General features: G+C 63.9%; 19 protein-coding genes and 2 tRNA genes. 12 read left to right on the top strand and 9 right to left on the bottom strand.

What is annotated here, in order from left to right:
- Positions 1 to 27 precede the first annotated feature (27 nt).
- Genes JVX91_RS25850 through JVX91_RS25870 form a run of 5 tightly spaced genes read left to right on the top strand, consistent with a single transcriptional unit; the run spans position 28 to position 4,093 of the window.
- The gene (locus JVX91_RS25850) at positions 28 to 837 is read left to right on the top strand and encodes an alkaline phosphatase family protein (RefSeq protein WP_205336902.1); all 810 of its coding nucleotides are present in this window, start codon (positions 28 to 30) and stop codon (positions 835 to 837) included.
- Positions 834 to 1,676 carry an ABC transporter permease subunit gene (locus tag JVX91_RS25855; protein WP_205336903.1) on the top strand — a complete coding sequence of 281 codons (843 nt, stop codon included), beginning with the start codon at positions 834 to 836 and terminating at the stop codon, positions 1,674 to 1,676. The genes JVX91_RS25850 and JVX91_RS25855 overlap by 4 nt, the downstream gene beginning before the upstream one ends.
- Positions 1,660 to 2,448, top strand: a complete 789-nt coding sequence (locus JVX91_RS25860) for an ABC transporter permease (protein WP_205336904.1) — start codon at positions 1,660 to 1,662, stop codon at positions 2,446 to 2,448. Before JVX91_RS25855 ends, JVX91_RS25860 begins: the two co-directional genes overlap by 17 nt.
- The gene (locus JVX91_RS25865) at positions 2,445 to 3,440 is read left to right on the top strand and encodes an ABC transporter ATP-binding protein (protein ID WP_205336905.1); all 996 of its coding nucleotides are present in this window, start codon (positions 2,445 to 2,447) and stop codon (positions 3,438 to 3,440) included. The genes JVX91_RS25860 and JVX91_RS25865 overlap by 4 nt, the downstream gene beginning before the upstream one ends.
- On the top strand, positions 3,440 to 4,093 hold the full coding sequence (locus JVX91_RS25870; RefSeq protein ID WP_205336906.1) for an HAD family hydrolase: 654 nt from the start codon (positions 3,440 to 3,442) through the stop codon (positions 4,091 to 4,093). Before JVX91_RS25865 ends, JVX91_RS25870 begins: the two co-directional genes overlap by 1 nt.
- 66 nt (positions 4,094 to 4,159) lie before the next feature.
- Here JVX91_RS25870 and JVX91_RS25875 read toward each other — a convergent pair whose 3' ends face one another.
- On the bottom strand, positions 4,160 to 5,122 hold the full coding sequence (locus JVX91_RS25875; RefSeq protein WP_205336907.1) for an NAD(P)H-quinone oxidoreductase: 963 nt from the start codon (positions 5,120 to 5,122) through the stop codon (positions 4,160 to 4,162).
- A gap of 138 nt (positions 5,123 to 5,260) precedes the next feature.
- Between JVX91_RS25875 and JVX91_RS25880 the strand changes: the two genes are divergently transcribed.
- Complete coding sequence (locus JVX91_RS25880; RefSeq protein WP_205336908.1) at positions 5,261 to 7,339, top strand: carboxy terminal-processing peptidase; 2,079 nt, start codon at positions 5,261 to 5,263, stop codon at positions 7,337 to 7,339.
- 89 nt (positions 7,340 to 7,428) lie between these two features.
- Entirely contained in the window at positions 7,429 to 9,177 is a 1,749-nt protein-coding gene (locus JVX91_RS25885; protein ID WP_205336909.1) for a bifunctional diguanylate cyclase/phosphodiesterase, read from the top strand.
- A gap of 1 nt (position 9,178) precedes the next feature.
- Here the strand turns inward: JVX91_RS25885 and JVX91_RS25890 are convergent, their stop codons facing one another.
- From JVX91_RS25890 to JVX91_RS25900, 3 genes are read right to left on the bottom strand one after another with little or no spacing between them, the layout of a single operon-like run.
- A complete protein-coding gene (locus JVX91_RS25890) occupies positions 9,179 to 9,664 on the bottom strand; it encodes a sel1 repeat family protein (protein ID WP_205336910.1) in 486 nt (161 codons plus the stop codon).
- On the bottom strand, positions 9,664 to 10,029 hold the full coding sequence (locus tag JVX91_RS25895; RefSeq protein WP_205336911.1) for a hypothetical protein: 366 nt from the start codon (positions 10,027 to 10,029) through the stop codon (positions 9,664 to 9,666). The genes JVX91_RS25890 and JVX91_RS25895 overlap by 1 nt, the downstream gene beginning before the upstream one ends.
- Positions 10,026 to 10,343 carry a helix-turn-helix transcriptional regulator gene (locus JVX91_RS25900; protein WP_205336912.1) on the bottom strand — a complete coding sequence of 106 codons (318 nt, stop codon included), beginning with the start codon at positions 10,341 to 10,343 and terminating at the stop codon, positions 10,026 to 10,028. The genes JVX91_RS25895 and JVX91_RS25900 overlap by 4 nt, the downstream gene beginning before the upstream one ends.
- 98 nt (positions 10,344 to 10,441) lie before the next feature.
- Here JVX91_RS25900 and JVX91_RS25905 point away from each other — a divergent pair, with 98 nt between their 5' ends.
- Positions 10,442 to 11,188 carry a transporter substrate-binding domain-containing protein gene (locus JVX91_RS25905; RefSeq protein WP_240201665.1) on the top strand — a complete coding sequence of 249 codons (747 nt, stop codon included), beginning with the start codon at positions 10,442 to 10,444 and terminating at the stop codon, positions 11,186 to 11,188.
- Here the strand turns inward: JVX91_RS25905 and JVX91_RS25910 are convergent.
- The 4 genes from JVX91_RS25910 to JVX91_RS25925 all read right to left on the bottom strand — a co-directional run bounded on the left by JVX91_RS25910 (position 11,176) and on the right by JVX91_RS25925 (position 13,120).
- Entirely contained in the window at positions 11,176 to 11,601 is a 426-nt protein-coding gene (locus tag JVX91_RS25910) for a YkvA family protein (protein WP_205336913.1), read from the bottom strand. The genes JVX91_RS25905 and JVX91_RS25910 overlap by 13 nt on opposite strands.
- Positions 11,602 to 11,975: 374 nt before the next feature.
- Positions 11,976 to 12,716: an FKBP-type peptidyl-prolyl cis-trans isomerase gene (locus tag JVX91_RS25915; protein ID WP_205336914.1), complete on the bottom strand. Its 741-nt coding sequence runs from the start codon at positions 12,714 to 12,716 to the stop codon at positions 11,976 to 11,978.
- Positions 12,717 to 12,954: 238 nt separating this feature from the next.
- Positions 12,955 to 13,031, bottom strand: a tRNA-Asp gene (locus tag JVX91_RS25920).
- A gap of 13 nt (positions 13,032 to 13,044) precedes the next feature.
- Positions 13,045 to 13,120, bottom strand: a tRNA-Val gene (locus JVX91_RS25925).
- Positions 13,121 to 13,298: 178 nt separating this feature from the next.
- Here JVX91_RS25925 and rdgC point away from each other — a divergent pair.
- From rdgC to JVX91_RS25945, 4 genes are all read left to right on the top strand, one after another.
- Positions 13,299 to 14,219, top strand: a complete 921-nt coding sequence (gene rdgC / locus JVX91_RS25930) for a recombination-associated protein RdgC (protein ID WP_205336915.1) — start codon at positions 13,299 to 13,301, stop codon at positions 14,217 to 14,219.
- Between the two features lie 73 nt (positions 14,220 to 14,292).
- The gene (locus JVX91_RS25935) at positions 14,293 to 15,249 is read left to right on the top strand and encodes a bile acid:sodium symporter family protein (RefSeq protein WP_205336916.1); all 957 of its coding nucleotides are present in this window, start codon (positions 14,293 to 14,295) and stop codon (positions 15,247 to 15,249) included.
- A 135-nt stretch (positions 15,250 to 15,384) separates the two neighbouring features.
- On the top strand, positions 15,385 to 15,699 hold the full coding sequence (gene sugE / locus JVX91_RS25940; protein WP_205336917.1) for a quaternary ammonium compound efflux SMR transporter SugE: 315 nt from the start codon (positions 15,385 to 15,387) through the stop codon (positions 15,697 to 15,699).
- Between the two features lie 204 nt (positions 15,700 to 15,903).
- A complete protein-coding gene (locus JVX91_RS25945; protein WP_024763416.1) occupies positions 15,904 to 16,113 on the top strand; it encodes a cold-shock protein in 210 nt (69 codons plus the stop codon).
- A 64-nt stretch (positions 16,114 to 16,177) separates the two neighbouring features.
- On the opposite strand, the gene JVX91_RS25950 is transcribed toward JVX91_RS25945, so the two are convergent.
- A complete protein-coding gene (locus JVX91_RS25950; RefSeq protein WP_205336918.1) occupies positions 16,178 to 18,052 on the bottom strand; it encodes an MFS transporter in 1,875 nt (624 codons plus the stop codon).
- Positions 18,053 to 18,219: the final 167 nt, after the last annotated feature.

The following is an 18,219-nucleotide window of genomic DNA, read 5'->3' on the forward strand; positions in this document are numbered from 1 at the left end:
GGCCGCGCTTCAACGAAGGCCCCGCCCATGCGCCACGACGTCATCCTGGTCGTCCTCGACGGCCTCAACTACAGCGTCGCCCACGACTGCATGGGCCACCTGCAAGCCCTGTGCAACGCCGGCCGCGGCCAGCTCTACCGGCTCGAATGCGAGTTGCCGTCGCTGTCCCGCCCGCTCTACGAATGCATCCTCACCGGCGTGCGCCCCATCGACAGCGGCATCCTGCACAACGACGTGTCGCGCCTGTCGAACCAGCGCAGCCTATTCCACTACGCTCGCGACGCCGGCCTGACCACTGCCGCGGCGGCCTATCACTGGGTCAGCGAGCTGTACAACCGCACGCCCTTCGACCCGGCGCGCGATCGTCATACCGACGACGAATCCCTGCCGATCCAGCACGGCCACTTCTACTGGACCGACCACTATCCCGACTCGCACCTGTTTACCGACGCCGAGTCGCTGCGCCGCCGGCATGGGCCCAACTGCCTGCTGGTGCACCCGATGAACATCGACGACGCCGGCCACAAACACGGCCTGGGCACGCCGCAGTACCGCAACAGCGCGCGGCACGCTGACATCATCCTTTCCGAATACCTGCACCAGTGGCTCGCCGCCGGCTACCAGGTGATGGTCACCGCCGACCACGGCATGAACGACGACCGCAGCCACGGCGGCATCCTCCCCGAGGAGCGCGAAGTGCCGCTGTTCGTCTTCGGCGACGCATTCAGCCTCGATGACCAGGCCCGCCCGCGCCAGATCGAACTCTGCGGCACGCTGTGCGAAATCCTCGGCGCCGCCCACGACAAACCGGTCTGCCGGGAGCTGCTCAAGGCATGAGATCGAACACCGGAAAGCTCTTCGCCCTGCTCTGCCTGCTGCCCTTCGCGCTGTTCTTCTTCGCCTTCCAGCTCGCGCCGCTGCTGTGGGTGATGATCAACAGCGTGCGCACGGGCGACGGCTGGGGCCTGGCCAACTTCAGCGAGATCTTCGGCTCGCCGTTCTACCTGCAGGCGATCCGCTACAGCCTGGAAATCTCGGTATGGTCGAGCCTGATCGGCCTGTTCATCGCCGTGCTCGGCAGCTACTCGCTGCGCCAGGTGGACAGCAAGCTGCGCGACTTTGTGATGGCCTTCGCCAACATGACCAGCAACTTCGCCGGGGTGCCGCTGGCCTTCGCCTTCATCATCATCCTGGGCTTCAACGGTGCCATCACGCTGCTGCTGAAGCAGGCGGGAATCATCGAAGACTTCAACCTCTATTCGAAGACCGGCCTGATCATCCTCTACACCTACTTCCAGATTCCCCTGGGCGTGATGCTGCTCTATCCGGCCTTCGACGCCCTGCGCGAGGACTGGCGCGAATCCGCCGCCCTGCTGGGCGCCAGCCACTGGGCGTTCTGGCGGCACATCGGCATCCCGGTGCTGACCCCCGCGCTGCTGGGCACCTTCGTGATCCTGCTGGCCAACGCCCTGGGCGCCTACGCCACGGTGTACTCACTGACCACCGGCAACTTCAACGTGGTGCCGATCCGCATTGCAGGCTTGGTCTCGGGCGACGTGTTCCTCGACCCGAACATGGCCAGCGCCCTGGCGATGGTGCTGGTCGGCCTGATGACCATCATTACCCTGGCCCACCAGTGGCTGCTGCGCCGGAGCTACCATGTCCAGAAACGCTAGTTCGCTGTACCACCGCGTGGTGGTCTGCGCGCTGTTCCTGATCCTGCTGGTGCCGCTGGCCGCCACCCTGCTCTATTCGCTGGCGACCTCGTGGAGCGCCAGCGTGCTGCCCGATGGTCTGACCCTGAAGTGGTTCCTGTCCTTGTGGAGCGACCCGCGCTTCCTCGTCGCCTTCGGCCAGTCGCTGCTGGTGTGCTTTGGCGCACTGGTGCTGAGCGTGGTGCTGGTGCTGCCGCTGATGTTCGTCATCCACTACTACTTCCCGCGCCTGGATGCGCTGATGAACGTGCTGATCCTGCTGCCCTTCGCGGTGCCGCCGGTGGTGTCGTCGGTCGGCCTGCTGCAGCTCTACGCCTCGGGCCCGGTGCCCATCGTGGGCACGCCCTGGATCCTGATCGGCTGCTACTTCACCATCGCTCTGCCCTTCATGTACCGGGCGATCAGCAACAACCTGCAGGCGATCAACCTGCACGACCTGATGGACGCCGCCCACCTGCTCGGCGCCAGCACCTGGCAGGCCGCCCTGCTGGTGGTGCTGCCGAACCTGCGCAAGGGCCTGATGGTGGCGCTGTTCCTGTCCTTCAGCTTCCTTATCGGCGAGTTCGTCTTCGCCAACCTGCTGGTGGGCACCCGCTACGAAACCCTGCAGGTGTTCCTCAACAACATGCGCAACAGCAGCGGCCACTACACCAGCGCGGTAGTGGTTTCGTACTTCCTCTTCGTCCTGCTGCTCACCTGGGCGGCGAACCGTTTAAGCAAGGACAAGGCATGAGCTTCCTCAGCGTCGAGACACTGAACAAGAGCTACGGCACCACTACGGTATTCCAGGACATCGACTTCGCCGCCGAGAGCGGCGAGTTCGTCACCCTGCTTGGCCCCAGCGGCTGCGGCAAGTCCACCCTGCTGCGCTGCATCGCCGGCCTCACTGCGGTGGACAGCGGACGCATCCTGCTGGACGGCGAGGACATCGTGCCCAAGAGCCCGCAGAAGCGTGGCATCGCCATGGTGTTCCAGAGCTACGCGCTGTTCCCCAACATGACCGTGCAGCAGAACGTCGCCTTCGGGCTGCGCATGCACAAGGTGCCGGCGGCGGAATCCACCCAGCGCGTGGCCGAGGTGCTGGAAATGGTCGAACTGGGGCCGCTTGCCGCGCGCTATCCGCACCAGCTCTCCGGCGGCCAGTGCCAGCGTGTCGCCCTGGCCCGTTCGCTGGTCACCCGCCCGCGCCTGCTGCTGCTCGACGAGCCGCTGTCGGCGCTGGACGCGCGCATCCGCAAGCACCTACGCGAGCAGATCCGCCGCATCCAGCAGGAACTGAAACTGACCACGGTCTTCGTCACCCACGACCAGGAGGAGGCGCTGACGCTGTCGGACCGTATCGTGCTGATGAACGCCGGGCGCATCGTCCAGAGCGGCGACGCGGAAACCCTCTACACCGCGCCGGAAAACGCCTTCGCCGCCGGCTTCATCGGCAACTACAACCTGCTCGACGCGGCGCAGGCGACTCGGCTGCTGGACCGCCCTTTCCGCCAACAGGTGGCGATCCGCCCCGAATCCCTGCGCCTGAGCCCTGAAGCAAGCGAGGGCATTCCGGTTCGGGTACTCTCCCACAGCCTGCTGGGCAACGTGATCCGCTACCGGGTGGACGCCAATGGCGTCGGGCTGACCGTGGACGTCCTCAACCGCAGCGCCGAGCGCTTGTACCCGGCCGGCACCCCGCTCGGCCTGCATGTAGACATTGAAAGCATTCGGGAGGTGGCCTGATGGCCCTGGTGATATTCGACCTCGACGACACCCTGATCGACGGCGACTGCGCGAGCCTGTGGAGCAAGCGCATGGCCGATCTCGGCTGGGTCGACGCGGAGTCGTTCCTCAAGCGCGACGCCGAACTGATGGCGCTGTACGCGCAGGGCAAGCTGCCCATGGAGGACTACATGGCCTTCGCCCTGGAGCCGATGGCCGGGCGCAGCGTGGAAGAAATCGAGCGTGACGTGGAAGCCTTCGTCGAGGACGTGATCGAGCCGCTGATCCACAGCGACGCCTGCGCCACCCTCGCCCGCCACCGCGAAGCCGGCGACCGCCCGCTGGTGATCTCCGCCTCCGGCGTGCACCTGGTCAAGCCCATCGCCGAACGCATCGGCATCGACGACGTGCTCGCCATCGACCTGGAAGTGGTGAACGGTCACTACACCGGCCGCACCGTCGGCACCCTCACCTACCGTGAAGGCAAAGTGCTGCGCCTGCTCGACCTGCTCGAAGGCGACGACAGCCCGTTGGCCGACGCGCACTTCTACTCCGACTCGCGCAACGACCTGCCGCTGCTCAAGCTGGTCGGCCACCCGCACGTGGTGAACGCCGACCCGGTGCTGCTGGAACACGCGCAGAAAATGGGCTGGGATATTCTCGACTGGAAGTGACTTTTTACCTGTAAAAAAGGGCCGCATCAGCGGCCCTTTTTTCTTCGGCGTCGTCCGTGGCGCCCCTCAGCTCAGGCTCTCGTCGATCAGCACCACGACCTTGCCCTGCACCTGGTTGCTCGCCAGCGCATCGAACGCGCTCTGCGCATCGCGGACCGGGAAGGTACGCTCCAGCTGCGGACTCAGCTTGCCGGTTTCGAACAACGGCCAGACCTTCTGTCCCAGCTCGGCGATCAACTGCGCCTTGAAGTCGGCGTCCCGCGAACGCAGGGTCGAACCGATCAGTTGGATGCGCTTGCCCAGCAGCAACGCCAGGTCCAGTTCGGCCTTGCGACCGCCCATCAGACCAATGACCACCCATCGCCCGTCACGGCCGAGGATTTCCAGGTCGAGCGCGGCGTAATTCGCGCCGACCGGGTCGAGGATCACATCGAACGGTGCGAAATCTCGCAAGGATTCGAGGCTCTCGCCGCGCAGCGCGCCGCCCTCGGCGCCCAGGCCCTCGCAGTAGGCCAGCCGATCGGCGGAACCGACACTGACCCAGCACGGGCTACCGAAGGCCTTGCACAGCTGGATGCCGGCCGAGCCGACACCGCTGGCACCAGCATGTAACAGCACTTTCTCGCCGGGCTGCAGCGCGCCGAGCATGAACAGATTCAGCCAGGCGGTGGCGTAAACCTCAGGCAGCGCGGCCGCTTCCGCCAGGCTCAGGCCAGCCGGCACCGGCAAGGCGTGGCGCTGGTCCACCACCACCTCCTCGGCCATGCCGCCACCGGCCAGCAGGGCGCAGACGCGATCACCCACCTGCCAGGTGCTGCCGGCGCCGACTTCGGTTACCACGCCGGCGCATTCCAGGCCGATGACGTCGCTGGCGCCCGGTGGCGGCGGATAGAGACCCGCGACCTGCAGCAGATCGGCGCGGTTGAGTCCTGCGGCAGCAACCTGGATACGGATCTGTCCCTGTGCGCAAGTTGGGTTCGGGCGCTCAGCCCACTCCACTCGCCCTTCGATGCCTTGCAATGCGTTCACGCTGCCTCCATAGTGACCTTGCAGGGCCCGACCCGTAAGGTCGGGCCTTTTCTTCGCGCCGATTTCTATTGCGATTGAACCCGGCGTCGCCAATTACGGCCTAATATGCGTCATAACTCCGCGATCAGTCGAATCAGCATGAAGCGATTTTTGCCCCGTACCGCCCTGTTGTTCATCCTCGGCGCAACCGCCTTTTCCTCGTTCGCGGCGACCACCAGCCCGAATGTCTGGGACGGCCTGCAGCCTGACCGGGATCAAGTGATCGCCAGCCTCAACATCGTTGAGCTGCTCAAGCGCCATCACTACAACAAGCCGCCGCTGAACGACGAGCGCTCGGCGAAGATCTACGACAGCTACCTGAAGACTCTCGATCCGGCGCGGATGTACTTCACCCAGGCCGACATCGACCAGTTCGCGCCCTGGCGCACCCAGTTCGACGACTTCCTCAAGAGCGGCGAGCTGGAGCCTGGCTTCACCATCTACAAGCGCCATCTCGACCGTCTGAAGGAACGCCTCGACTTCGCCCTGGCGATGCTCGGCAAAGGCGTCGACAAGATCGACTTCAAGACTGACGAATCGCTGGAAATCGACCGCGAGAAGTCGCCCTGGGCCAAGGACAGCGCCGCGCTGGACGACCTGTGGCGCAAGAAGGTTAAGGACGAAGTCCTGCGCCTGAAGATCGCCGGCAAGGACAACAAGGCCATCCAGGAACAGCTGACCAAGCGCTACAAGAACCAGCTGATGCGCCTGGAGCAAACCCGCAGCGAAGACATCTTCCAGGCCTACATCAACGCCTTCGCCCAGACCTACGATCCGCACACCCAGTACCTGTCGCCGGACAGCGCGGAAAACTTCGACATCAACATGAGCCTCTCGCTGGAAGGCATCGGCGCCGTACTGCAGAGCGACAACGACTACGTGAAAGTCGTGCGCCTGGTACCGGCCGGCCCCGCCGAGAAGAGCAAGCAGATCGCCACCTCCGACAAGATCATCGGCGTTGCCCAGGGCAAGGGCGAAATGGTCGACGTGGTGGGCTGGCGTCTGGATGAAGTGGTCAAGCTGATCCGCGGCCCGAAAGGCTCGCAGGTCCGCCTGGAAGTGATTCCGTCGACCAACGCGCCCAACGACCAGACCAGCAAGATCGTCACCATCACCCGCGAGGCGGTGAAGCTGGAAGACCAGGCGGCGAAGAAGTCGGAAATCACCATCGACCACGAAGGCAAGAACTACAAGCTGGGCATCATCGACGTGCCGGCGTTCTACCTCGACTTCAAGGCCTATCGCGCCGGCGACCCGGACTACAAGTCCACCACCCGCGACGTGAAGAAACTGATCGCCGAGCTGCAGAAGGACAACGTCGACGGTATCGTCATCGACCTGCGCAACAACGGCGGCGGCTCCCTGCAGGAAGCCACCGAGCTGACCGGGCTGTTCATCGATCAGGGCCCGACCGTGCTGGTGCGCAACAGCGACGGCCGTGTCGACGTGCTCAACGATGACGAGGGCAAGGCCTTCTACACCGGCCCGATGACCGTGCTGGTGAACCGCCTGTCCGCCTCGGCCTCGGAGATCTTCGCCGGCGCCATGCAGGACTACCACCGCGCGCTCATCGTCGGCGGCCAGACCTTCGGCAAGGGCACCGTGCAGACCATCCAGCCGCTCAACCATGGCGAGCTGAAGCTGACCCTGGCCAAGTTCTACCGCGTCTCCGGCCAGAGCACCCAGCACCAGGGCGTGATCCCGGACATCAGCTATCCGTCCATCGTCGACGACAAGGAAATCGGCGAGAGCGCGCTGCCCGACTCGATGCCGTGGGACACCATCAAACCCGCGCTGAAGGCCCAGGCCGATCCGTTCAAGCCGTTCCTCGACCAGTTGCGCACCCGCCATGACACGCGCACCGAGCACAACGCGGACTTCGTCTATGCCCGCGAACGCCTCGCCCTGGCCCAGGAGCTGATGAAGGAGAAGACTGTCAGCCTCAATGAAGCCAAACGTCGCGCCCAGCAGACCAGCATCGAGAGCCGCCAGTTGGCCATGGAGAACGCCCTGCGCAAATCCAAGGGCCAGGAGCCGCTCAAGGAGCTGAAGAAGGAAGACGAGAACGCCCTGCCGGAAGAGGACAAGACCAAGCCGCAGGACGACGCCTACCTCACCGAGTCCGGGCACATCCTGATCGACTACCTGAATCTGGACTCCCAGGTCGCCAAACACTGATCGGATGTAATCAAACAGTCATGACGCTGTCGTGAAATGCACAGGGCCGGGAAACCGGCCCTTTGCTTTTCCAGCCACCGAGAACCGTCATGACCGTCACCGAGCAGTTGAGCGCGCTGGACCAGATCCTCGCTCACGGCGACCTGCACTGCCTGTTCCAGCCCATTCTGTCGCTTTCGGAAAGGCGCCTGGTGGGCTACGAAGCCCTCACCCGCGGCCCATCCAACGGCCCCTTGCACTCGCCCCTGACGCTGTTCAGCATCGCCCGCAGCAGCGGCCGTCTCAGCCAGCTCGAACTACTGTGCCGACGCAAAGCCTGCGCACGCTTTCGCGACCTGAAACTCGAAGGCAAGCTGTTCCTCAACGTCTCGCCGGAGTCCCTGCTGGAGCCGACCCACCAGCCCGGCCGCACGCTGCAGCTGCTACAGACGTTCGGCATCTCGCCCAACGACGTGGTGATCGAGCTGACCGAGCAGACGCCCATCGAGGACTACACCCTCCTCGACACCGCGCTGCACCACTATCGCGCCATGGGCTTTTCCATCGCCCTGGACGACCTGGGCGCCGGCTACTCCAGCCTGCGCCTGTGGTCTGAGCTGCGCCCCGACTACGTGAAGATCGACCGTCACTTCATCGAAGGCATCCATCTGGACGCCGTGAAGCGTGAATTCGTCGGCTCGATCTTGAAGATGGCCCACGCCTCCCGCGCCCAGGTGATCGCCGAAGGTATCGAGATTCCGGAAGAGCTGGCAGTGCTGTCAGAGATGGGTGTCGACCTGGTGCAGGGTTATCTGCTCGGTCGTCCCAATGAAACGCCGCCGCGCGACGCCCGCGCCCTTCTGCCGGAGCTGGACAACGCGGGAACGCTGCTCGCCGAGGAACAGTCCGATCTCACCCCGCTCCTGCTGGAGCAACCGACGGTGCGCGACAGCACGCCCATAGGCGACGTGCTCGAGGCGTTCCGCGCCCAGGCCAACCTGAACTCCCTGGCGGTGCTCGATTGCCACGATCAACCGGTGGGCATCGTCCATCGCCATGCCCTTTCAGATGCCCTGCTCAAGCCGTTCGCCCCGGAGCTGTACGCGCGCAAACCCATCAGCCGGCTGATGAGCGAGGATTTCCTCGCGGTGGAGCGCAGCCAATCGCTGCAGCAGGTCAGCCGCCTGCTCACCAGCCGCGCGCGGCAGCGTATCGAGGAAGATTTCATCATCACCCAGGGTGGCCGCTACCTGGGGCTGGGGCGGGTAATCGACGTACTCAAGCTGATCACCGAACAGAAGATCCGCCAGGCTCGCCACGCCAACCCGCTGACCCTGCTGCCCGGCAACGTGCCGATCCAGCAGTGCCTGACGCGCTTGCTGCAACAGGGCCGCGAGGCGGTGGTGTGCTACGTCGACATCGACAGTTTCAAGCCCTTCAACGACCTCTACGGCTATGCACGCGGCGACGAAGTGCTGCTCTGCCTGGCGCAGTGCCTGGGCGAGCGGGTGGACCCGACGCGGGACTTCGTTGGCCATATCGGTGGCGATGACTTCATGCTGGTATTGGGGACACAGGACTGGCGCGAACGCCTCAATCACCTGCTGGAAGATTTCCAGGGCCAGTGCCGGCGCTTCTATAGCCGCGAGCACCTGGAAGCGGGCTGCTTCGTCGCGCACAACCGCCAGGGGCGGCGCGAGGAGTATCCGCTGCTATCGCTATCGATCGGCGTGGTCCATGTGAAGAGCGGCGCCGGGCAGCGGCTGGATGCCAGCCAACTGGCCGGGCTGGCGTCGGAAGCCAAACGCCACGCGAAAAACATGCCCGGCTACAGCGTACACATCCTGACGGCCGAATGAGTCAGAGGCCCAGCTGGCGGGCGCGCTCCTCGAAGCGCTCGGCCTGGGCTTCGTCGGGATCGAGTCCCGGCCCGCCGCTGCGATACAGTTCGCCGAGCTTGCGCGCCGCCAACGGGTGGCCCGCCTCGGCGGCCTGGCTCCAGTAACGCGCCGCTTCCTGCGCATCGCCCGCATGGCGCGTGTCGCCCTTGAGCGATTGCACCCCCACCTGGTACGCCGCCTTGTGGTCGCCTGCTGCGGCAGCCAGACGGAGCAAGCGCAGTCCCTCCTCCCGAGCACCGAAACCCTGCCCGCGGAACAGCAGCAGGTGTCCATAGAAGCTCTGCGCGCCGACATCGCCAAGGGCGGCCATGCGCGAGAACTGGCCCTGCATCCAGGCCCAGGAGCGCGGCTGGCGAACCATCCACGGCCAGCCCATCAGTCGGCGCGCGACGGCATAGCTCAAGCGTGCGCGCAGGCGCCAGAACAGCTCGCGGGGCGAGGCCATCAGGGCTCCTCGGGGTACTCGAACTCGAACACGCGCACCACCTCCGCCGCGTGCCAGCCGGCGGCCGCAGGGCCATCCGGTGCGCCGGAGAAGCGGCCAAGGCGCTCGACGCACTCGAAGAAACCGGTGCGCGGCAGGCGACTGGCGCCCTGGCTGATCACCAACGAACTGCGCAATGGGCGGCCCGCGCGAGCATCCAGCGCGGCCAGGTGCTCCAGCGCGGCGGTCAGCACCGTCATGGCGGGGGTGGGCAGTTGCAGGCGCTCGATCAGCGCCCGGTAGGTCAACAGATGGCGCTGCCGGCGAGCATCTTCCAGCTCGCCGAGCAGGCCTTCCCAATGTTTGCGACTGATCTGCACGCTCAAGAAGCGGACTCCCCAGTGCCCAGGGCACGACGCAGGCCATGCTGGATGGCGTCGCTGGCCTCGCGCTCGCCCTTCTCGATCAGTTCGAGGTAGGACGGGCTGATGCCCACCGAACGCGCCAGCGTTTCGAGAGACAGACCACGGGCTTCGCGCAGCGCCTTCCAATCGGGCGCTTCGTCGAGCGCCGGGGCGGCTGTGGGCTTGACGACCTGCGCGGCACCCCGGCCGGCAGCCGCCAGCAGCGCCTGGTACTCGCCCCAGGGAACCACGGCGTACTCCGCTTCGCCGTCACGCATGATGACTTGAACGTTCATGACAACACTCCTTGCAGGCAGCCATCTTAACAGTCTGGAGAGCGACTGTGCCGGCTATACTGCGCACCGCCGTCACGCCACCAGACATGGGGACCGACTTGCAGCGCCTCCTTTCGTTCTGCCTTTGCCTGGCCAGCTGCCTGTGCGGCGCCGAGGAACTGCGCTGGGGCTATTCACCCAGCAATGGCATGCCTTACGCGGAAAGTATCGACCATGAACTGGCGCCTGGCTTCATCCGCGATCTGGGCGAAACCGTCGGACAGCGCCTGGGGCTCGAGGTTCGCTTCGTGGAAACCCCGGACAAACGCATCGAAACGGCGCTCGCACAAGGCAGCATCGACTTGTTGTGCATCAACAATCCGCAATGGATGAAGGCACCCGCCAAGCTGCATTGGTCACCCGGCCTGTTCGAGGAGGAAGATGTGCTCGCCTTTCGCACAGACGCGCCGCCGATGGACGACCTGGAGGCATTGAACGGCACTCGCCTCGGCACCAGTCTGGGCTATATCTATCCCAATCGACTAATGCAGGCGTTCGCCGAAGGGCGGATCCAACGCACCGACGCCCGCGATCTGGACACCCGCTTGCACATGCTCGAGCACCGTCGCCTGGATGCCCTGATCGATATGCGCCGACCACTGGAATTCCTGGTGGCCGAGCACGTCAACCTGCCCGTGGCAGTAAGCCGTAAAGGTGTGCAACGTTATTCGATCTACTGCTCCTACGGCCCGGCGCTGCCGGTCCCGGCCGACCGGCTGGATGCGGTGCTGCAGACCCTGGTGGACGACGGCGCCATCCAGCGGCTGCTTGGCGAGCAGTCCGCGCGGCTACGTCAGAGGCGCTGAATCGCGTCCGGCGGCGGCAACTGTTTCAGGGCTTCGCGGGCTTCTACACCTTGCCCGTCCCGCCAGACCTTGAACGCATCCAGTTCGGACTGCCAACGGCGCACTACCCACGCCAGAACCGCCAGATCGTCCAGGAAGCCGACACCGAACAGCCAGTCGGGAACGAGATCGACAGGTGATAGGAAGTACAGCAAAGCCGCCACGACAGAAACCAGGGCTTGGGAGCTGACGCCGCGATAATCGCCCCGGACCCAGGCGACCAGCAGCTCCTGCAGCAGCTTGAAATCGGTGCGTGCGAGTTTCACCCGCCCGCTTTTGCGCGCCACCGCGAACAGCAACGCCGGGACACGGCCACGGGCCAGAAAACGGCTTGCCAGGGCCAGATAGCGATCAAAACCTGGAGGCTTTTTCATCGATTCACCTCGATCGGAACATTCGTACAAGGCGCGTTAAGGTTATCCACCTTTCCTGTGGATAACTCTGTTGAAAGCGACCTTCGATATCGCCAAAACGCCCGTACCACGAGGGCTGCAGACAGATCGGCGATTTTTTGTTCACCTGACAAATACGTTAAAAATCATGCAGTTGCGGCTAAGCGAAGGGCCGATCAATGTCAAGGGACGGACATTGTTTCAACTGCGTCAAATATGTGCATAAGGGTAACACCGCGCCCGAAGGTTACTCCCTTTCAGACCCAGCGGTCAGCCAGCCGTTCCAGAGCGTTTGCACCACAAATGAAAACGCCCCGTGGGTAACGGGGCGTTTTCTCTGGTACGAAGGTACTCAGTTACTTCTTCGGCTGCTCCGCCGGAGCTTCGGCAGCTTCAGGCTGGTTCTGGTCTTTGATGCCCAGCAGTTCCAGATCGAACACCAGTACCGAGTTGGCCGGAATGGTCGGGCTCGGGCTCTGGGCGCCGTAGGCCAGTTCGCTCGGGATGTAGAGCTTGATCTTCTCGCCAACGTGCATCAGTTGCAGGGCTTCGACCCAACCCGGGATCACGCCGCCGACCGGCAGGTCGATCGGGCTGCCACGCTGGATGGAGCTGTCGAAGACAGTACCATCGACCAGCTTGCCTTCGTAATGAACGGTGACTACGTCGGTAGCCTTGGGCTGCGGGCCGTCGGCTTTCTTCACGACTTCGTACTGCAGGCCGGACTTGGTGGTGATCACGCCGTCACGCTTGCCATTCTCGGCGAGGAACTTCTTGCCAGCGTCCAGCGCCTCGGCATTCTTCTTGGCGACCTGTTCTTCGGCACGCTTCTGCAGTGCGGTGAAGGCTTCGGTGAGCTCTTCGTCGGTCAGCTTCTGCTTCTTCTTGCCGACGGCGTCTTCGATACCCTGGGCGACGGCTTTGGAGTCCAGGTCATTCATGCCTTCCTGGGCCAGGCTCTTGCCCATGTTCAGGCCGATGCCATAGGAAGCTTTCTGCGCGGGAGTCTTGAGTTCCACTTCGGCGGCCTGTTTATCGCAGCCCGCGAGAACCAGGCCGACCAGCGCGATCGCTGCCGCCAACCGATGTTGTTTCATGCTGAATCCTTGTCTTTGCGCCGTCATGGCTGATGTCGATGAAGCCGCGAGCTTATCAGGCGCTCGTGGCCAGTGGCTATGGGCAATAGGAACCACTGCCGGAGGATAAGTTCCCTGAGCAAAGTTATAGGAAAATTAACAAGATAAGTCGGAACACGACGTCACAGAAATCGCCACGAAAAACGCGGACGCAAAGAAAAAGCCCCCAGGTATCGCTACCTGAGGGCTTTTCGGAATGTGGCGCAGCGGACGGGACTCGAACCCGCGACCCCCGGCGTGACAGGCCGGTATTCTAACCGACTGAACTACCGCTGCGTCGGACCTCGAGTGGTGGGTGATGACGGGATCGAACCGCCGACCCTCTGCTTGTAAGGCAGATGCTCTCCCGGCTGAGCTAATCACCCTTCGTCTCGAAGTGGGGCGCATTCTACGGAGGACATTTGAACCTGGCAACCCCTCCGATGAAAAAAATTTTCAGATGTTCCAAAGGCTTAGATGAAGAGGGCGAATGACGAAACGGGGTTGGCCTGGAGGGCGCCGATCGGAATAATGGGGGACTTTGTGTCCAGGAGTTCGCCCCTCATGTGGTTCCGCAACCTGCTCGTATACCGCCTCACCCAGGATATGCAGATCGACGCCGATGCCCTGGAGAAGGCCCTGGCCAGTAAGCCGGCGCGCTCCTGCGCCAGCCAGGAACTGACTACCTACGGTTTCACCGCCCCCTTCGGCAAGGGCCCGGACGCGCCGCTGGTCCATGCCAGCGAAGGCTACTTCCTGGTCAGCGCGCGCAAGGAAGAGCGCATCCTCCCCGGTAGCGTCGTACGCGATGCGCTGAAGGAGAAGGTCGACGAGATCGAAGGCACGCAGATGCGCAAGGTCTATAAGAAGGAACGCGACCAGCTCAAGGACGAGATCGTCCAGACCCTGCTGCCGCGCGCCTTCATCCGCCGCTCGGTGACCTTCGCCGCCATCGCACCGAGCCTCGGCCTGATCCTGGTCGACTCCTCCAGCGCGAAGAAGGCTGAGGACCTGCTCTCTACCCTGCGTGAAGCTCTGGGCTCGCTGCCGGTTCGCCCGCTGACCGTAAAGGTCGCGCCGACCGCCACCCTGACCGAATGGGTGAAGACCCAGGAAGCCGCCGGCGACTTCTTCGTCCTCGACGAATGCGAGCTGCGCGACACCCACGAAGACGGCGGCGTGGTGCGCTGCAAGCGCCAGGACCTGACCAGCGAGGAAATCCAGCTGCACCTGACCTCCGGCAAGCTGGTCACCCAGCTCTCCCTGGCCTGGTCGGACAAGCTGTCCTTCATCCTCGACGACAAGGTGACGATCAAACGCCTGCGCTTCGAGGATCTGCTGCAGGAGAAGGCCGAGCAGGATGGCGGCGAAGACGCCCTCGGCCAGCTCGATGCCAGCTTCACCCTGATGATGCTGACCTTTGCCGAGTTCATCCCGGCTCTGATCGAGGCACTCGGCGGCGAGGCGATTCCGGAAGGTATCTGACGCCCCGACCGGCGCCGCGTCCGCGCGGCGCCTGTCACTCTACAAAGGCCCCCACTCATAAGAAGGATGGCCCATGCGTGCTCTCATCCTGCTCAGCCGCTTCATGGGCAACACCTTCGCCCTCTGGGTGCTGCTCTTCGCCATCCTGGCATTCTTCGTCCCCTCCCTTTTCACTCCGCTCACCGTCGCCATCGTGCCCATGCTCGGCGTGGTGATGTTCGGCATGGGCCTGACGCTCAAGGTCGAAGACTTCGCCGAAGTCGCCCGGCATCCCTGGCGCGTTGCCCTCGGCGTAGTTGCGCATTTCGTCATCATGCCGGGCATGGCCTGGTTGCTCTGCCAACTGATGCACTTGCCACCGGAGATCGCCGTAGGCGTGATCCTGGTCGGCTGTTGCCCCAGCGGCACCGCGTCCAACGTGATGACCTGGCTGTCGCGCGGTGACCTCGCACTGTCGGTGGCCATCGCGGGCGTCACCACCCTCCTCGCCCCACTGCTGACCCCAGCACTGATCTGGCTGCTGGCTTCGGCCTGGCTACCGGTGTCCTTCGGGGCGCTGTTCTGGTCAATCCTGCAGGTCGTGGTCGTTCCCATCGTCCTGGGCATCGTCGCTCAGCGTCTGCTTGGCGCACGGGTGCGCCACGTGGTGGATGTGCTGCCGCTGGTCTCGGTGGTTTCGATCGTGATCATCGTCGCCGCCGTCGTCGCGGCCAGTCAGGCGAAAATCGCCGAATCCGGCCTGCTGATCCTGGCGGTGGTGATCCTGCACAACGGCTTCGGTTTCCTGCTCGGCTACTTCACCGCCAAGGTCTTCGGGTTGCCGCTGGCGCAGCGCAAGTCGCTGGCCCTGGAAGTCGGCATGCAGAACTCCGGCCTCGGCGCCGCCCTGGCCAGCGCACACTTCTCGCCGCTGGCGGCAGTGCCCAGCGCGCTGTTCAGCGTCTGGCACAACATTTCCGGCGCCACGCTTTCCACCTGGTTCCGCCGCATGACCGACGAGCCATCCGTCCAGAAAGAAGTCCCGCAATAGAACGAAGATCCGGCGCCGGGTTGCCCGGCGCGCTGGATTTGTGCAAAATAATGCACATTGTGAGGACGACCTCACCACCTTCCGGTGCTCCAGCGGGGACGGCCCTCCATCCTCATCAACCGTCTGGAGAGCTCCATGTCCTGGTTCATTCTGTTCGTCGCCGGCCTGTTCGAAGTGGGCTGGGCCGTCGGCCTGAAATACACCGAAGGTTTCACCCGCCCGATACCGACCATTCTCACCGTGCTGGCGATCATCACCAGCATGGGATTGCTGGGCCTGGCCATGAGGAATCTGCCGCTGGGCACCGCCTACGCCATCTGGACCGGCGTCGGCGCCGTTGGCACCGTCATCGTCGGTATCGTGCTGTTCGGCGAGTCCATGGCGCCGGTACGCCTGCTCAGCGTTGCGCTGATCCTGTGCGGACTGGTCGGACTGAAAATGAGCCACTGACGCTGTATCGGTTCTCGATACGGGCGGGCTGTCGCTTTCCCTAAAATTTGTCGGTATGCTGCGGGCCACTGTGTTTGCTTGGGTCACTGTGGCTCGTGACCTGGTGGGGCCATTCCCCATCACCCGGCTTCGACTGCACCTTGCAACTCAGGACGAGCGCGGACTTTCCGCACAACAATCTTCAATTGTTCAAGGTGTATTTCCATGTCGAATCGTCAGACCGGCACCGTCAAGTGGTTCAACGACGCCAAGGGCTTCGGCTTCATCACTCCGGAAAGCGGCAACGATGTCTTCGTACATTTCCGCTCCATCCAGGGCACTGGCTTCAAGTCGCTGCAGGAAGGCCAGAAGGTCTCCTTCATCGTTGTTGAAGGCCAGAAAGGCCTGCAGGCTGACGAAGTTCAGGTCATCTGAACCACGCCAGACTCCAAGAAAAAGCCCCGGCATTGCCGGGGCTTTTTCTTTGCAGCGCGGAAACTCAGCGGGCCGCACCGCGCAAGGCAGCGACCTGCTCCTGCAGTAGCAGGCGCTTGGCCTCTTCCGGCGCGACCGGCTGGCCCGCCACCAGGCAGACCCGCGACCACAGCCGACGGAAGAAGCCCTTCTGCGGATCGCGGCTGAAGAAGCTGCCCCACAGCCCCTGCAACGCCATCGGGATCACCGGCACCGGCGTTTCCTCGATGATCCGCTCCACGCCGCCGCGGAACTCGTTCATCTCTCCGTCCAGGGTCAGCATGCCCTCGGGGAAGATGCACACCACCTCTCCTTCGCGCAGGTACTCGGCGACCTTGGCGAACGCCTTTTCGTAGGTCGCGGCATCCTCATTGCGCCCGGCGATCGGCACGGCGCCTGCAGTACGGAAGATGAAGTTGAGCACCGGGATTCGGAAGATCTTGTAGTACATGACGAAGCGCACCGGACGCCGCACGGAACCGGCGATCAGCAGCGCATCGACGAAGGACACGTGGTTGCACACCAGCACCGCCGGGCCTTCGTCGGGGATGGCGTCGAGGTTGCGGTGGTCGACCCGGTACATCGAGTGGGTCAGCAGCCAGACCAGGAAGCGCATGGTGAACTCGGGCACGATCTTGAAGATGTACACGTTCACCGCGACGTTCATCAGCGACAGCACGAGGAACAGCTCGGGGATCGTCAGCTTCGCCACCGACAGCAGCAGGATCGAGACGATCGCCGCCACCACCATGAACAGCGCATTGAGGATGTTGTTCGCCGCGATCACCCGGGCGCGCTTGTCTTCCTCGGTGCGCGCCTGTATCAGCGCGTACAGCGGCACGATGTAGAAGCCGCCGAAGATGCCGATGCCGAGGATGTCCGCCAGCACCGCCCAGGACTGCGAATGCTCCAGCACCGCCAGCCAGTTGTACGGCTGCTCACCTTGCGGGAAGCCGCCCGAATGCCACCACAGGAGGATGCCGAACAGGCTCAGGCCGATGGAGCCGAAGGGTACCAGGCCGATCTCCACTTTCTTGCCGGAGAGCTTTTCGCAAAGCATCGAGCCCAGCGCGATGCCCACCGAGAAGACGGTGAGGATCAGCGTCACCACGCTTTCGTCGCCGTGCAGCAACTCCTTGGCATAGGTCGGGATCTGCGTCAGGTAGACCGCGCCGAGGAACCAGAACCACGAGTTGCCCACCAGCGAACGCGACACCGCCGGGCGCTGGCGCAGGCCGAGCAGGAGAATGCTCCAGGACTGGCGGAAGATGTTCCAGTCGACCTTCAGCTCCGGCAGAGCGGCCGCAGCGCGAGGAATGCTGCGGCTGGCGAGGTAGCCACAGGTCGCCACCAGCACCACGGCGATACCTACGCCGGCAGCGTAATCCTGCCGCGACATCAGCACGCCCGCGCCGATGGTGCCGCAGAGGATGGCGAGGAAGGTGCCCATCTCCACCAGCGCGTTACCGCCCACCAATTCGTCCTCGCGCAGGTGCTGCGGCAGGATCGAATACTTCACCGGGCCGAATAGCGCCGAGTGCGTGCCCATGGCGAACAGCGCAAGGAACAACAGCGGCAGGCTGCCGAACACGAAACCGGTGGCGCCAACCGCCATGATCACGATCTCGGCCAGTTTCAGCGCCCGCATGAGCGCGTCCTTGTTGTACTTCTCGCCGAACTGTCCGCCCAGGGCGGAGAACAGGAAGAACGGCAGGATGAACAGCAGCGCGCAGAGGTTGACCAGCAGGTTGCGGTCACCGCCGACGGTGAGGTGGTAGAGGATCGCCAGGATCAGTGATTGCTTGAAGATGTTGTCGTTGAAGGCACCCAGCAGCTGGGTGATGAAGAACGGCAGGAATCGCTTGGTGCCCAGCAGGGCGAATTGCGAGTGTTGAGACATCGTCCTTGTATACCTGCGTAGCGGCCTTGAGCCGGAATGACAGCACGGATATGACGGCAACTGCGTGAAGAAAAGCCACATTTTCCGCACAATTCCATTCCTGCGGCGAAATCCCGGCAGGAAAAAGCCCGTCACGCTGGACGGGCTTTTTCGTTACAGCGGGACGC

The organism is Pseudomonas sp. PDNC002 (assembly GCF_016919445.1).
In the GTDB taxonomy this organism is placed as follows: domain Bacteria; phylum Pseudomonadota; class Gammaproteobacteria; order Pseudomonadales; family Pseudomonadaceae; genus Pseudomonas.